Annotated in this window: 11 protein-coding genes; 8 read left to right on the top strand and 3 right to left on the bottom strand. The window is 73.1% G+C overall.

Translation table 11 applies throughout. From position 1 onward, the window contains the following. Nucleotides 1-46 precede the first annotated feature (46 nt). The 7 genes from ACZ7LU_RS23010 (at nt 47) to ACZ7LU_RS22980 (ending at nt 7,232) form a co-directional block, all read left to right on the top strand. Complete coding sequence (locus tag ACZ7LU_RS23010) at nt 47-1,069, top strand: bifunctional MaoC family dehydratase N-terminal/OB-fold nucleic acid binding domain-containing protein (RefSeq protein WP_471918131.1); 1,023 nt, start codon at nt 47-49, stop codon at nt 1,067-1,069. 1 nt (nt 1,070) lies between these two features. After that, nucleotides 1,071-2,099, top strand: a complete 1,029-nt coding sequence (locus tag ACZ7LU_RS23005; RefSeq protein ID WP_471917864.1) for an acyl-CoA dehydrogenase family protein — start codon at nt 1,071-1,073, stop codon at nt 2,097-2,099. A gap of 119 nt (nt 2,100-2,218) precedes the next feature. Beyond that, a complete protein-coding gene (locus ACZ7LU_RS23000; protein WP_471918130.1) occupies nt 2,219-2,626 on the top strand; it encodes a MaoC family dehydratase in 408 nt (135 codons plus the stop codon). After that, nucleotides 2,623-3,789 carry a lipid-transfer protein gene (locus tag ACZ7LU_RS22995; RefSeq protein WP_471917863.1) on the top strand — a complete coding sequence of 389 codons (1,167 nt, stop codon included), beginning with the start codon at nt 2,623-2,625 and terminating at the stop codon, nt 3,787-3,789. Before ACZ7LU_RS23000 ends, ACZ7LU_RS22995 begins: the two co-directional genes overlap by 4 nt. Before the next feature lie 52 nt (nt 3,790-3,841). Then, a complete protein-coding gene (locus ACZ7LU_RS22990; protein WP_471917862.1) occupies nt 3,842-4,678 on the top strand; it encodes a DUF1906 domain-containing protein in 837 nt (278 codons plus the stop codon). 183 nt (nt 4,679-4,861) lie between these two features. Then, nucleotides 4,862-5,443: a SigE family RNA polymerase sigma factor gene (locus ACZ7LU_RS22985; RefSeq protein ID WP_398301676.1), complete on the top strand. Its 582-nt coding sequence runs from the start codon at nt 4,862-4,864 to the stop codon at nt 5,441-5,443. A gap of 118 nt (nt 5,444-5,561) precedes the next feature. Further along, on the top strand, nt 5,562-7,232 hold the full coding sequence (locus ACZ7LU_RS22980) for a long-chain fatty acid--CoA ligase (protein ID WP_471917861.1): 1,671 nt from the start codon (nt 5,562-5,564) through the stop codon (nt 7,230-7,232). Here ACZ7LU_RS22980 and ACZ7LU_RS22975 read toward each other — a convergent pair. After that, the gene (locus tag ACZ7LU_RS22975; RefSeq protein WP_471917860.1) at nt 7,219-8,490 is read right to left on the bottom strand and encodes an MFS transporter; all 1,272 of its coding nucleotides are present in this window, start codon (nt 8,488-8,490) and stop codon (nt 7,219-7,221) included. The genes ACZ7LU_RS22980 and ACZ7LU_RS22975 overlap by 14 nt on opposite strands. 162 nt (nt 8,491-8,652) lie before the next feature. On the opposite strand from ACZ7LU_RS22975, the gene ACZ7LU_RS22970 reads away from it, so the two are divergent. After that, on the top strand, nt 8,653-9,231 hold the full coding sequence (locus tag ACZ7LU_RS22970; RefSeq protein ID WP_471917859.1) for a TetR/AcrR family transcriptional regulator: 579 nt from the start codon (nt 8,653-8,655) through the stop codon (nt 9,229-9,231). A gap of 118 nt (nt 9,232-9,349) precedes the next feature. Here the strand turns inward: ACZ7LU_RS22970 and ACZ7LU_RS22965 are convergent, their stop codons facing one another. Together ACZ7LU_RS22965 and ACZ7LU_RS22960 are read right to left on the bottom strand one after the other, a co-directional pair. Continuing rightward, nucleotides 9,350-13,876, bottom strand: coding sequence for a PAS domain-containing protein (locus ACZ7LU_RS22965; protein WP_471917858.1), 4,527 nt, complete (start codon nt 13,874-13,876; stop codon nt 9,350-9,352). 167 nt (nt 13,877-14,043) lie between these two features. After that, nucleotides 14,044-14,466 (bottom strand): SSI family serine proteinase inhibitor, encoded by a 423-nt coding sequence (locus ACZ7LU_RS22960; protein ID WP_468091577.1) that lies wholly within the window; start codon nt 14,464-14,466, stop codon nt 14,044-14,046. Between the last annotated feature and the right edge of the window lie 45 nt (nt 14,467-14,511).

The following is a 14,511-nucleotide window of genomic DNA, read 5'->3' as shown; positions in this document are numbered from 1 at the left end:
GACAGAGGCGGCCCAGGTGACGGTGGCGGCGGGTGCCCAGGGGGCGGTGACGGAGGCGGCCCAGGGGGCGGCGACGGCGGGGGCAGCGGTGAAGGAGATCGCGTACGAGGAGTTGCGGGCGTTCGAAGGCAGGCCGGCGGTGGAGGCGGGCCTGGGCAAGGACCCGGTCAACGAACCCATGATCCGGCACTGGTGCGAGGCGATGGGCGACACACACCCCGCGTACAGGGGCGCGGACCCGGTGGCGCCCCCGACGATGCTCCAGGTCTGGACGATGGGAGGACTCTCCGGCCACGACGGCCGTTCGGAGGCGTACGACGCGTTGTTCGCTCTGCTCGACGGCGCCGGGTACACCTCGGTGGTCGCCACCGACTGCGAGCAGGAGTATCTGCGGGCGCTGCGGCCCGGTGACGAGATCACCTTCGACGCGGTGATCGAGTCGGTGTCGGAGCGCAAGACGACCAAGCTGGGCACGGGGCACTTCGTCACGACACGGATGGACGTCCGCGCGGGCGGCCGGCTCGCGGGCACCCACCGCTTCCGCATCCTCAAATACGCCCCGGCGAAGCGGAAAACGAAGGGCGAGCGCCCCCGCCCGGTCATCAATCGGGACAACGCCGGCTTCTGGGAGGGCGTCTCCGCGCACCGCCTGCTGATCCAGCGCTGCGGCGGCTGCGACACACTCCGCTTCCCCTGGCTCCCCGGCTGCAACGCCTGCGGTTCGCCCGACTGGGACACAGTCGAGGCGAGCGGCGAGGGCACCGTCTTTTCGTACGTCGTCATGCACCACCCGCCCTTCCCCGCCTTCGACCCTCCCTACGCCGTGGCGCTCGTCGAACTGGCGGAGGGCGTGCGCATCATCAGCAACGTGACCGGCGTGCCGTACGACAAGGTGCGGATCGGGATGCCGGTGCGGCTCGCGTTCGAGCGGGTGGACGCGGAGCTGGAGCTGCCGGTGTTCCGGGCCGTCGAGGGCGGGGAGGCCGTCGAAGGCGTGGCGGCTTCTGGGGGTGCGGCGGCCTCCGGGGGCGTGGCGGCCTCCGGGGGCACGACGGAAGGCGGTGGCTGACGTGGACTTCACGCCTACGGAGGAGCAGGCGGCCGCGCGCGACCTCGCCCGGGAGATCTTCACCGACCTCGCCACGCCGGAGCGGCTCGCGGCGGTGGGGACGGGTTCGGACGCCGAGCTCTGGAAGGCCCTGTGCGCGGCGGGGCTGCCGGGCGCGGTCGAGGACATCGGGCTGCTCGGGCTGGTGCTGCTCCTGGAGGAGCAGGGGCGGGTGACGGCACAGGTGCCGTTCGCGGCGAGCTGTGTCTACGGCCTGCTCGCGGTGGCCGCGCACGGCACGGCCGAGCAGCGGGACCGGCTGCTGCCGGCGCTCAGGCAGGGGAGCGCGGTCGTCACGGGAGCATTGCCCGCCCGCGGCGGGGTGGAGGCGTCCGCGGACGGGGTGCTGAGCGGCACGGTGACATGGGTGCCGTGGCTGCGGGACGCGACGCGGGTCCTGGTGGCGGCGGCCGACCGGAGCCTGTGGCTGGTGCGGGTCGCCGACGCGCGCGTGGAGCCGGTCGAGCTGACGGCGCCCTGGGCGGCGGGCCGGCTCGTCCTCGACCGGACGCCGGGGGAGCGGCTGGGCGGCCCCGCCGCATACGAGGACGTGCAGGCGTGCGCACGGACGGCCTTCGCAGGGCTGCAGGCCGGGGTGTGCGCGGGGTCGCTGGCCCGCGCGGTCGCCCACACGAACACACGCGAGCAGTTCGGCCGCCCCCTCGCCGCGAAGCAAGGCGTCCAACTCCGCGCCGCCGACGCCTACATGGACACCGAGGCGATCAGAGTCACGACCTACGAGGCGGCCTGGCGACGTGACACCGGCCTGCCGTACGACACGCACGCCCTCACCGCCACCTGGTGGGCCTCGGAGGCGGGCAAGCGCGTCGTGCACGCGGGCCAGCATCTGCACGGCGGCATGGGCGCCGACCTCGACCACCCCGTGCACCGGCACTTCCTGTGGGGGCGGCAGCTGGACGCGTATCTGGGGTGCGGCAGCGAAGTGCTCCAAGAGCTGGGTGACCTGATCGCAAAGGGGGAGCCGTCATGAAGGGGGAGACCGGTGTGACGCAGAGCGCGGCCGATGTCATGAAGGGCGGGACCGATGTCACGAAGGGCGGGTCCGGTGTCGTGAAGGGCGGGACCGGTGTCGTGAAGAGGGGGGCCGGTGTGACGAAGGGTGAGGAGCTGCCGCCGCTGGAGATCCCCATCACCCGGACACTCATCGTCGCCGGGGCCATCGCGTCCCGCGACTACCAGGACGTGCACCACGACGCGGAGCTCGCGCGGGCGAAGGGCTCCCCCGACATCTTCATGAACATCCTCACGACCAACGGCCTCGTCGGGCGGTACATCACCGACCACTTCGGCCCCACCGCCGTGCTGCGCAAGGTGGCGATACGCCTCGGGGCGCCCAACTACCCGGGGGACACCATGGTGCTGACCGGAACGGTCGAGGACGTCGAGGCCGCGCCCGGGGGCGACACGGCCGTCGTCACGGTCGTCGGCACCAACGGCATCGGCAAGCACGTGACCGGCACGGTCACGGTCACCGTCCCCGCGGGAGGTGCCGCATGAGCATCCGTACGCGCGACAGCCTCGGTGGAAAGGCCGCGATCGTCGGGATCGGGGCGACGGAGTTCTCCAAGGACTCGGGGCGCAGCGAGCTCAAGCTGGCCGTGGAGGCGGTGGGCGCCGCGCTCGACGACGCCGGGCTCACCCCGGCCGACGTGGACGGCATGGTCACCTTCACCATGGACACCAGCCCGGAGATCACGGTCGCCCAGGCGGCCGGCATCGGCGAGCTGTCCTTCTTCTCCCGCGTCCACTACGGCGGCGGGGCGGCCTGCGCCACCGTCCAGCAGGCAGCTCTCGCGGTGGCGTCCGGGGTGGCGGAGGTCGTCGTCTGCTACCGCGCGTTCAACGAACGGTCGGGGCGCAGATTCGGCTCCGGGGTGCAGCGGCGCGAGCCGTCCGCCGAGGGCGCGGCGCTCGGCTGGGCCCTGCCGTTCGGACTGCTGACGCCCGCCTCCTGGGTGGCGATGGCGGCCCAGCGCTATCTCCATGCGTACGGTCTGACGCCGGAGGCCTTCGGTCATGTGGCCGTCATGGACCGGAAGTACGCGGCCACCAACCCCGCGGCGTACTTCCACGGGAAGCCGATCACGCTCGCGGACCATGCGGCGTCGCGCTGGATCGTCGAGCCCCTGCGTCTCCTGGACTGCTGCCAGGAGACGGACGGCGGGCAGGCGATCGTCGTCACGAGCGTGGAGCGGGCCCGCGACCTCCCGCGTCCGCCGGCCGTGATCGCGGCGGCGGCCCAGGGCGCGGGCCGGGCGCAGGAGCAGATGACCAGCTTCTACCGCGACGACCTGAGGGGGCTGCCCGAGATGGGCGTGGTGGCGAAGCAGCTGTGGCGCACCTCGGGGCTGGCGCCGGGGGACATCGACGTCGGGGTGCTCTACGACCACTTCACCCCGTTCGTGCTGATGCAGTTGGAGGAGTTCGGATTCTGCCCGCCAGGCGAGGCCGCGGGCTTCGTCGCGGAGGAGCGGCTGCCCCTGAACACGCACGGCGGACAGTTGGGAGAGGCGTATCTCCACGGCATGAACGGCATAGCGGAGGCCGTCCGGCAGGTGCGCGGCACCTCCGTGAATCAGATACCGGGCGCGGCGCGCACTCTGGTCACGGCGGGCACGGGCGTTCCCACATCGGGGTTGATTCTGCGGTCGGACGGCTGAACGCGGCGCGTGTCCCGGCCGCGGATCGGGCCCGGACGCTTTCACTCGGCGTATGCGTCTTCGAACGATGATCATTGGATTCGTCCTCGTCCTGACGGCCCTGGCCGCGGACATGACCGCCTCACCACCGGGCGTCGCCTCCGACCACACCGCCCGCGGGGCAGCCGCGAAGGTGTCGACCTTCCGCGGCTGGGCCTTCGACACCTGCCTCACCCGGTCCACGGACACCATGCGGCGCTGGCGGCAGTCCAAGTACGGCGCCGTCGGCGTGTACTTCGGAGGCCGCGGCCGGGCCTGCAAGCGGCAGCCGCACCTCAGCCACGCCTGGATGCGCGCGGTGAAGGGAATGGGCTGGCGCGTCCTCCCGCTGTACGTGGGGTCGCAGTCGCCGTGTGTCGTCGCTAAGAACAAGAAGAACGTACGCATCGGGCGGCAGCCCTGGAGCCAGGGGAAGCAGGAGGGGCGTGACGCGGTACGCGCGGCGAAGGCGGTCGGGATCCAGCAGGACAGCCCGCTCTACCTGGACATGGAGGCGTACGCCTACCGCAACAAGAGCTGCGCGAACACCACGCTCTCCTTCGTCCGCTCCTGGGACCGCGAAGTGCGCAGGCAGGGCTACGTCCCCGGCTTCTACAGCAGTGCCGACTCCGGCGTGCGGCACATGGAGGCGGCACGGCGGGCGGGCGTGGGTGACCTGCCGTCGGTGATGTGGTTCGCGCGCTGGCGCACCAAGCCGCACCTGTACGGGGAGCCCTCGCTGAGCGACAACGCGTGGCGCCCGGCGCGGCGCATCCACCAGTACGCGGGGAACGTGAAGGAGCGGCACGGCGGGCGCACGCTGGTGATCGACCGCAACCTCGTGCACGCTCCGGTGGCGCGCATCGGCTAGCCGGACGGCCGCCCGGGCGGACCGTGCGCCCGGGCGGCTCTCGGGGGCGAACCCTCAGAGACGTGCTCCGTCTCCTCCACCTGTAGGAGGTGTAGACAACACCCCTCGTACAACCTGAGGCGGACACGGCTTCGGGACCTCCGGCCGATCCGCTGAAGTAGGGGGCGCTTCTAGCGTGGAGCCATGACCGCATCCATGGTGTCCGTGTGCACCAGCGCTTCCACGGCCGCGACGCGGGGCACGGGTCCGACGCGGGCCATAGGGCCCTCCACGTACCCGTCGTTCGCGTCCTACGTACGGGCCCGCCAGCCCGTACTGCTGCGCACCGCCCGCTCGCTGACCGCGAATCCGAGCGATGCCGAGGACCTGCTGCAGACCGCGCTGACCAAGACGTATGTGGCGTGGGACCGGATCGAGGACCACCGCGCCCTCGACGGTTATGTGCGCCGGGCCCTGCTGAACACGCGTACGTCGCAGTGGCGCAAGCGGAAGGTCGACGAGTTCGCGTGCGACGAGCTGCCGGAGCCGGACGTGACGCCGGGCGGGGACCCGGCCGAGCAGCAGGTACTCCGCGACGCGATGTGGCGCGCGATCCTGAAGCTGCCGGCGCGGCAGCGGGCGATGGTCGTCCTCAGGTACTACGAGGACCTGAGCGAGGTGCAGACCGCCGAGGTGCTCGGGGTGTCCGTCGGCACCGTCAAGAGCGCGGTGTCCCGCGCGCTCGGCAAGCTCCGCGAAGACCCGGAACTCACGCCGGTCCGCTGAGCGGGCGCGCCGGGGGCGGATGATCGATCATCCCCTGGAGTAGTGACATACCAAGTGGTATGCGCGCAGAATCAGCGCCAACCCTTACTGCCGCGCAGCCCTTAGCGCCGCGCAGGCGATGTCGCCCCAGGAGGACGCCGTGCTGAGCACGATGCAGGACGTACCGCTGACTGTCACCCGCATCCTCCGGCACGGCATGACCGTGCACGGGACATCACAGGTCACGACCTGGACCGGCGAGGGCGACCCGCAGCGCCGCAGCTACCGCGAGATCGGCGAGCGCACGGCTCAGCTCGCCCACGCCCTGCGCGAGGACCTCGGCGTCACGGACGACGAGCGCGTCGCCACCTTCATGTGGAACAACGCGGAGCACGTCGAGGCCTACTTCGCGGTGCCCTGCATGGGCGCCGTCCTGCACACCCTCAACCTGCGGCTGCCCGCCGACCAGCTGGTGTGGATCGTCAACCACGCCGCCGACCGCGTCATCATCGTCAACGGCTCCCTCCTCGGCCTGCTCGCGCCGCTCCTCCCGCAGCTGACGAGCGTCGAGCACCTGGTGGTGTCGGGCCCGGGCGACCGCTCCCTGCTCGCGGGCTCGCACGCGCAGGTGCACGAGTACGAGGAGCTGATCGCGGGCAAGCCCACCGCCTACGACTGGCCGGAGCTCGACGAGCGTGCGGCCGCCGCCATGTGTTACACCTCCGGCACCACCGGCGACCCCAAGGGCGTCGTCTACTCCCACCGCTCCATCTACCTGCACTCGATGCAGGTCAACATGGCGCAGTCGATGGGCCTGACGGACGCGGACACGTCGCTGGTCGTCGTCCCGCAGTTCCACGTCAACGCGTGGGGACTGCCGCATGCCACCCTCATGACCGGCGTGAACATGCTGATGCCGGACCGCTTCCTGCAGCCCGCCCCGCTCGCCGAGATGATCGAGTCGGAGCGGCCCACGCACGCGGCCGCCGTCCCCACCATCTGGCAGGGCCTCCTCGCCGAGCTCACCGCGAAGCCGCGTGACGTCAGCTCGCTGGCCCAGGTCACCATCGGCGGCTCGGCCTGTCCGCCCGCCCTGATGGAGGCCTTCGACCAGTTCGGGATGCGGGTCTGTCACGCCTGGGGCATGACGGAGACATCCCCGCTCGGTACGGTCGCCCGCCCGCCGGCCCACGCCATCGGCACCGACGAGGAATTCGGCTACCGGCTCACGCAGGGCCGCTTCCCCGCCGGCGTCGAGGGCCGGCTGATCGGCCCCGGCGGGGAACACCTGCCGTGGGACGGCGAGTCCGCCGGTGAGCTGGAGGTGCGCGGCCCCTGGATCGCGGGCGCCTACTACGGCGGCGCGGGCGGCGAGATGCTCCGGCCCGAGGACAAGTTCAGCGAGGACGGCTGGCTGAAGACCGGCGATGTCGGCGTGATCACCGCGGACGGCTTCCTGACCCTCACCGACCGTGCGAAGGACGTCATCAAGTCGGGCGGCGAGTGGATCTCGTCGGTCGAGCTGGAGAACGCCCTCATGTCCCACCCGGAAGTCGCCGAGGCCGCGGTCGTGGCCGTCCCCGACGAGAAGTGGGGCGAACGCCCGCTCGCCACCGTCGTGTTGAAGGAACACGCGACCGCCGACTACGCCGCCCTCCGCGACTTCCTCGCGGAGCACGTCGCCAAGTGGCAACTGCCGGAGCGCTGGGCGGTGATCCCCGCGGTCCCGAAGACGAGCGTCGGCAAGTTCGACAAGAAGGTGTTGCGCAGGCAGTACGCGGACGGCGAGCTGGACGTCACGCGGCTCTGACGGGTCGTCCGGGGCGGCGGCCCGGTATCGCGGTCGTCGCCCAGCCGAGCGCGAGCCAGAGGGCGGCGACCGCGCACACGCCGGTCCACCCCCAGTGGGTGAACGCGGTACCCGCGAGGGCGGAGGCGATCGCGCCGCCCGCGAAACCAGCCACCACATAGGCGGTGTTGGCGACCGCGGGGGTGGAGGTGGTCGTCAGCGCGAGCGTCTGGTTGGCGATGTGGTTGGCGACCAGCGCCATGTGGAGGACGACCGCCGCCGCGCACAGGGCCCAGAGCGCCCCGCCGCCCAGCCAGAACAGCGGCACCGACACAGCGGCCGTGCCGTACGCGGACGAGACCACCTTGGCCGCGCCGAAGCGGTCGACCAGGCCGCCAGCGAGCGGTGCCACGACAGCCGCGGCGAGGCCGAAGAGGCCGAAGAGGCCCGCCGTGGCGGTCGACATGCCGTACCCGTCGCCGCCGCTGCCGGTGAGCAGCAGGGCCAGCGAGGTCCACAGCGCGCTCCACGCGCCGTACATCCCGCCCTGGCGTATGCAGGCGCGCCGCAGCTCGGCGGAGCTCCGCACCACGGCGGGCAGTTGGGCGAGACCGGCGAAGAGCGGTCCGGTCCGCCGGCGGTGTTCGGCGGGCAGTACTGCGGCGGAGGCCAGGCCGAGCAGGGCCGTGAGGGCGGCGGCGCCCACGAAGACGTAACGCCACCCGAAGGCCTGGCCGACGAGGCCGCCGAGGGCGCGGGCCGCGACGATGCCCGTGAAGAGGCCGGCTATGAGCGCCGCGACGTGGCTGGCCCGCCGGTGCGCGGGCGCCCGCTCGGCGACCAGCGGCACGAGCAGCTGCGGCACGACCGTCGCGGCGGAGGCCACCAGGACGGCGGCTGCGAGCGCGGTGGCCCCCGAGGCGGCCGCGCCCAGGCCGAGCGCCAGCGCCGTGACCACGGAGAGCGCCGCGACGAGCCTGCGGCGGTCGACCCGGTCGCCGAGCGGGGCGAAGAACAGCAGCCCCGCCGCGTACCCGAACTGGGCCACCGAGGCGATCCACGCGACGGCCGACGGGGTCGACCCGAAGTCCCGGGCCATCAAGGGGAGCAGCGGTGCGGCTATGTAGATGTTGGCGGCCGTCACCGCGGTGCAGACGGCGATCAGGACGAGGAACACGGTGGGCGGGACGGGGAGGGGAGCAGGGGGTGCGGGGGTGAGGGGGGATGTTGGTGGGGAGGTGGAGGCGGAGGCGGAGTTGGAGGTCGCTGATGAGGGCATGGGCGGGGGCTCCTCCGGGGACGAGGACGGGCACGGGGCAGGGATCAGGCCGTAGTAACTAACTAGTTGGTTGGCTGCTGGGAAAAGTCTGCGCCCGTCGAGATCGGGCTGTCAAGCAACCAAACAGTTGGTTACCCGAACGGGTTCGCCTAACCTGTGCTCATGGCAGTGAGAGACCCCGAGGCCACCAAGGCGCGGATCTTCGAGGCGGCGGTCGCCGAGTTCGCCCGGTACGGCATCGCGGGCGCCCGCATCGACCGCATCGCGAGCGAGGCGAAGGCCAACAAGCAGCTCATCTACGCCTATTTCGGCAACAAGGCGGAGCTGTTCGCGCAGGTCCTGGAGAAGCGCATGCTGGACATGGCCGTCGCCAACCCGGTCGAGGCGGACGACATGGACGGCTGGCTGGACCGGCTGATGGACTACCACGCCGCCCATCCCGAGCTGCTGCGCCTGCTCTTCTGGGAAGGCATCGAGTACGGCACGGAGGAGCTGCCCGACGAGCGGGAGCGCCGGGACCACTACGACCGCAAGGTCGCCGTCCTCGCCGACGCCCAGGCCCGGGGCGTCATCAGTGACGAGATCCCCGCGTCCCACCTGCTCTTCATGGTGGTCGCGCTGGCCGGCTGGTCGACGGCCGTGCCGCAGATGCGGCGGATTCTCGTCGGTGACGAGGACGCCGACCGCGAGCGGCTGCGCGCCTCCATCAAGGCGGCGGTACGAAGCATCACGGCCGTCTGACGCCGTCTGACGGCCGCCTGACGCCGCCTGTGCCTCGGCCGGTTCGCCGGTTACTGCCCCGGCCGGTTCGCGGATTCACGCCCCGGCCGGTTCGCTGGTTCGCGCCCCGGCCGGTCCGCTAGTTCGTGCCGATCTTCGCCAGCAGGTCCACGATCCGGCTCTGCACCTCGGTGCTGGTGGAGCGCTCCGCCAGGAACAGCACGGACTCGCCCGCCGCGAGCTTCGGCAGCTCCGTCTCGTCGACGGCCGCGGTGTAGACGACCAGCGGAGTGCGGTTCAACTGGCCGTTCGCGCGCAGCCAGTCGACGATCCCCGCCCTGCGGCGACGTACCTGGAACAGGTCCATCACCACGAGGTTCGGCCGCATCTGTGCCGCGAGCGTCACCGCGTCGGCGTCGCTCTCGGCCCGCGCGACCTGCATGCCGCGCCGCTCCAGAGTGGCCGTCAGGGCGAGCGCGATCTCCTCGTGCTCCTCGATGAGCAGGACGCGTGACGGGTGCTGCTCGCTGTCGCGCGGAGCGAGGGCCTTCAGGAGTACGGCGGGGTCGGCGCCGTACGCCGCCTCGCGCGTCGCCTGGCCGAGGCCCGCCGTCACGAGCACGGGCACCTCGGCGGCCACGGCGGCCTGACGCAGCGACTGCAGCGCCGTGCGCGTGATCGGGCCGGTCAGCGGATCCACGAAGAGAGCCGCGGGGAACGCCGCGATCTGCGCGTCGACCTCCTCGCGCGAGTGCACGATCACGGGACGGTAGCCGCGGTCGCTGAGCGCCTGCTGGGTGGTGGCGTCGGGCGCGGGCCACACCAGGAGACGGCGGGGGTTGTCCAGCGGCTCCGGGGGCAGCTCGTCGTCCATCGGCTGCGGCTGGGGCCGGTTCGCGACCTCGACGGCACCGCCGGGCCCGTCCAACGGCTCCGGTCCCTCGTCGGCGTCCTCGTCCGGGGCGCCGATCGCGTACGAACGACCGGCCCCTTCGGTGGTGGACCCGATACGGGACTGGGGGTGCACTGGTGCCGACGGCTGCGGGTGAGACGGGGTGTGGGGCTGAGGCTGGGGCAGCGGGTGCGGGCGCGCCGAGGCGTCGGGGCGCCCTTCGGCAGCAGGCTCGGGCGGCGTGGCCAGCCTGCGCCTGCGCCCGGAGCCGCCGAGGGTGTGCGACTGCGCGGCGGCAGCCTGCGGCTGAGCAGGCGTCTGCCCCGGTGCGTGAGCCGGTGTCTGTCCCGGTGTCCGGGCCTGCTGCTGCGGGTCGGTGGGCGAGGCCTCCGGAGCCGGAGCCGGAGCCGGGGCCTGGGGTGCGGGCATCGGACCCGCGCCCGCTGCCGCTGCCGTCTGACCGGACGGAGGCGTCTGAGGTGTGTGAGGTGTCTGGGGCGGCAGCGGGGGCTGAGGCGACTCGGGGATGCGGGCGTTCCGCGGCGGCTGCTGGCCCTGGCCGGGTACGGCCGGGCCGCCACCCCCCTGCGGTCCACCTTGCGCTCCACCCTGCGGACCGCGCTGCTGCTCCACGATCTGCCGGCTGAACGGCACGCCCTGCCCGAGGGTACGCACGCTGATCGCACGCCCCTGCGTCGAGTTGGGGTCACCGGGCGCACCGGGCGCACCGGGCGCGGCCTCGGCGGGCAGCGGCTGGGCGGCCCTGGCCTGCGCGCCGCGCTCGGGCGGCAGTGCGGCTCCATGGGCCGGCGTCGGAATGCCCTGCGCCGGAGTGGTGCCGTCCGGCCACGGCTGCGGCGCGGGCAGCGGGCCGGGCTCGGCGGCGGCGCCCCGACCGCCCTGCTGCGGACCCCTCGGGACCTGGCCACCCTGAGAGGGCACCCCTTGAGAGGGCACGCCCTGCGCGGGCGTTCCCTGCGCGGGCGTCCCCGAAGCAGCCGGAGCCGCAGGACCCCCCGCAGGCGCCTGTCGGGCACGGCGCCCCGTCGGGGCCTGCGACGCGGCCTGCGACGGGGCCTGCGTCGAGGCATGCGGCGGGGCCTGCACCGGATGAGGCTGCGGCGGCGTGTGGTCATCGCCCCCACGTACGGCCGCGGCATGATGCCCGGTGTCGCCCTGGACAGCCGCGTACTCCTGTCCCGCGGTGTCCTGGCCCGGCGCGCGGTCGGCCGTGGCGGGCGGCAGCGCGAAGACGCGGCCGTTGTTCGCCTCCTCGGCGGCGGCACGCTCCCTGGCGGCGGCCAGCGCACGCCGCGCCCGCCGCCCCGTGGGCCGCGCGGCGTCACCGTGGCCGGCCTCCACCGCGGCGAGCTCGGTGCCCGGGACGGCTCCGGCGGCCCCGGAAGTCTCAGCGGGCCCCGAGGCCAGCGCGGGCAGCGCGTGCTGCTCGCCGGTGCGCCGGGCGCGGCGCCCCGTCGGCCCGTTGGGCACGGGTACGCCCTGCGGCGGCACCGTCTCGCCCAGCGCGGCGGACCCCGCAGCGTGCTCGGCGGCCGTCATCACGGCACCTTCGGTGCCTTCAGTGCCCTCGGCGGCACTCGGCCGACCGCGGCGCCGTCCGGTACCGCCACTGGCCGCCTCCGCAGCCTGCGTCCCCGTGCCGGGGCCGCTCACCAGCTCCGTGGCCACCGCTCCGCCGAGCGTCTCCGGAGAAGAGGCCTCCGCCGCACGCCTGCCCCTGCGACGCCCCGTACCGCCGCTCGGCGCGGCACCCTGCGCACCAGCGACACCGGAGCCGGAGCCGTCAGTGTCGGATTCCGCCCCGGCCCCACCAGAAGAGCCCGCGGCCCCCGGCACAGCACTCGAACTCGAACTCGCACTCTCCAGGAAGGAGTCCACCGAGGGGCGCCGAGCCCGTCGGCGCCCGCCGCCGGAAGTGGCCGACGCCTGCTCGGGCACCACCACCGCCCTACCCGGAGCGGCACCCCCAGAAGGCACCGAACTCAAAGACCCCGCAGATCCCGCAGACCCTGCGGCCCCCGCAGACCCCGCGGACACCGCAGAGCCCGAGGAACCCGGGGCACCCGAAGAAGACGCACCCTCCGTAGACCCCGCCCCGATCGGCACCTCAAGGACATACGCACTGCCGCCCATGCCCGGCACCTCGTGCGTCTGGAGGACGCCTCCGTGGGCCCGCACGATGCCCCGCACGATCGGCTCGTGCACCGGGTCTCCACCGCTGTACGGGCCCCGCACCTCGATGCGGACGACCTCGCCGCGCTGGGCCGCGGCCACGACGACGGTCGAGTCCGCGTAGCCGCCCGGATAGCCACCCGCGCGCGTGTTGCCGGTCGCGTCGATCCCGACCACGTCCGCGACGAGGTGGGCGACCGCCGTGGCGAGCCGTTCCGCGTCGGCCACCAGCTCGATCGGCGGCGCGTGCACCGCGAACTGGGCGCGCCCGGGACCGATCAGTTCGACCGCGCCCTCCACGCCGGCGGCGACGACCGCGTCGAGCATGACCCTCGTACGGGACAGCTGTTCGGCGCCCGCGTCGAGCCGCTGGTAGCCGAGGACGTTGTCGACGAGGGTGGTCATCCGGGCGTACCCGGCCGACAGGTGGTGCAGGACCTGGTTGGCCTCGGGCCACAGCTGTCCCGCGTCGTCCGAGGCGAGCGCGGCGAGCTCGCGGCGCAGTTCGTCGAGGGGCCCGCGCAGGGCGGAGCCGAGCACGGCGAGCAGCTGCTCGTGGCGTGCGGCCAGCGCGTCGTACCGCGCCTTCTCGCGTTCGGCCAGCTCTTCGAAGCGGTCCTTCTCGCGCTCGGCGAGCGCCGCGTACCGCTCCTGTTCGGCGGCGAGGGCCTCGGCGCGCTGCTCCTCGGCGGCCTTGATCTCGGCGGCGCGTTCCTCCGCGGCGGCGGTGAGTTCCTCCGCGTGCCGGGCGAGGGCGGCCTCGTACTTCTCGTTGAGCTCGTCGTAGGGCCTGCGGTCGGTGAACGTCATCACCGCGCCGACCAGTTGGTCCCCGTCGCGCACCGGCGACGTCGTGAGGTCGACCGGCACCTTGGCGCCGCTCTTGGACCACAGGACCTGCCCGCGCACCCGGTGCTTGCGTCCGGAGCGCAGGGTGTCGGCGAGCGGGGACTCCTCGTACGGGAAGGGCTCGCCGTCGGCGCGCGAGTGCAGAACCAGCGGGTGCAGCTCCCGCCCGCCGAGGTCGCTCGCCCGGAAGCCCAGTATCTGGGCGGCGGCCGGGTTGACGAGGACGACCCGGCCGTCGGTGTCCGTGCCGACGACGCCCTCGGCCGCGGCCCGCAGGATCATCTCGGTCTGCCGCTGCGAACGCGCCAGCTCGGCCTCGGTGTCCACGGTGCCCGACAGGTCCCGCACGACGAGCATCAGCAGCTCGTCGCCGGTGTACCCGTACTGGTCGTACGCGTCCCTGCCGTCCTCCAGCGGGGAGCTGGTGACCTCGACGGGGAACTCGCTGCCGTCCGTGCGCCGGGCGGTCATCCGCGTCGGCTTGGTGCGCCCGCGCTCGTCGATCGTGTCCGGGCGCCGCATGGACCCGGGGATGAGCCGGGAGTCGAACTCCGGCAGCAGATCGAGCAGACCGCGCCCCACGAGCGCGGTGCCGGGTGTCTCGAACGCCTCCAGCGCGATGGCGTTGGCGTTCACCACGGTGCCGTTGGCGTTGACGAGGACGAGCGCGTCAGGGAGCGCGTCGAGTATGGCTGCGAGGCGAGCAGCGCCTCGGGATGGCCTGCTGCTCACGACGACGCTTCCTCCCTGGTTACCGCTGCTTGCCGACTCGCTCAGGCCATTTTGCCCCTCGGCCCGTGGCGTGTCACGGGAGTGAGTCTACGGGGAGTGGTTGTGCGCGCGACGCCGGATGAGAGGGAGGTCGCACGCAGAACATGTGAGTTTTCGGTACTGCCTGGTCACGCGGAGGTCGCGGGCAGCACCGGTACGAGAGCGTTCCACCGCCCGATCTCGCAGCCGTTGCTGCGGTCGTACGTGGCGTTGACGGGCCGCCCGTGCCAGGTGCCCGTGATGCGTGCGGTGGCGGGCCCGCCGTACTGCATCGTGCACATCGTGCCGGGCGGTACCGGGGCGAAAAGGTCCCTTCCGTAGACGCTGATCTCGTCGAGCCGCGCGCACGCTTCCTTCGCCTGCGGGTGCGTGCCGCCGGCCGGGTGGCAGTTCAGCCGGTACGTCCCGTCGCCTTCGGCCCCCATGCCGGTGACCGTCACGGTGAGCCGGTCGATCGGGGTCGTGGGGGGTGTCGAGGCGTGGGCCGTGGCGGGCAGGGCGGACAGCGCGGCGGCGGAGGCGGCGGCGGTGAGGGCGAGACGACGCAGCATGGCGGGCTCCTCTGCATAGGGCGGCCGGAGTCAGACGCGGGACGG

The organism is Streptomyces sp. NPDC039462 (assembly GCF_055639375.1).
This window is presented reverse-complemented; position numbering and strand designations above follow the sequence as displayed.

Excerpts from the sequence above, each read along its gene's own strand:
- ACZ7LU_RS22980 (WP_471917861.1), top strand. The coding sequence starts at position 5,562 with ATGTCGCCCCAGGAGGACGCCGTGCTGAGCACGATGCAGGACGTACCG.
- ACZ7LU_RS22985 (WP_398301676.1), top strand. The coding sequence starts at position 4,862 with ATGACCGCATCCATGGTGTCCGTGTGCACCAGCGCTTCCACGGCCGCG.
- ACZ7LU_RS22990 (WP_471917862.1), top strand. The coding sequence starts at position 3,842 with ATGCGTCTTCGAACGATGATCATTGGATTCGTCCTCGTCCTGACGGCC.
- ACZ7LU_RS22960 (WP_468091577.1), bottom strand. The coding sequence starts at position 14,466 with ATGCTGCGTCGTCTCGCCCTCACCGCCGCCGCCTCCGCCGCCGCGCTG.
- ACZ7LU_RS22975 (WP_471917860.1), bottom strand. The coding sequence starts at position 8,490 with ATGCCCTCATCAGCGACCTCCAACTCCGCCTCCGCCTCCACCTCCCCA.
- ACZ7LU_RS22995 (WP_471917863.1), top strand. The coding sequence starts at position 2,623 with ATGAGCATCCGTACGCGCGACAGCCTCGGTGGAAAGGCCGCGATCGTC.
- ACZ7LU_RS22970 (WP_471917859.1), top strand. The coding sequence starts at position 8,653 with ATGGCAGTGAGAGACCCCGAGGCCACCAAGGCGCGGATCTTCGAGGCG.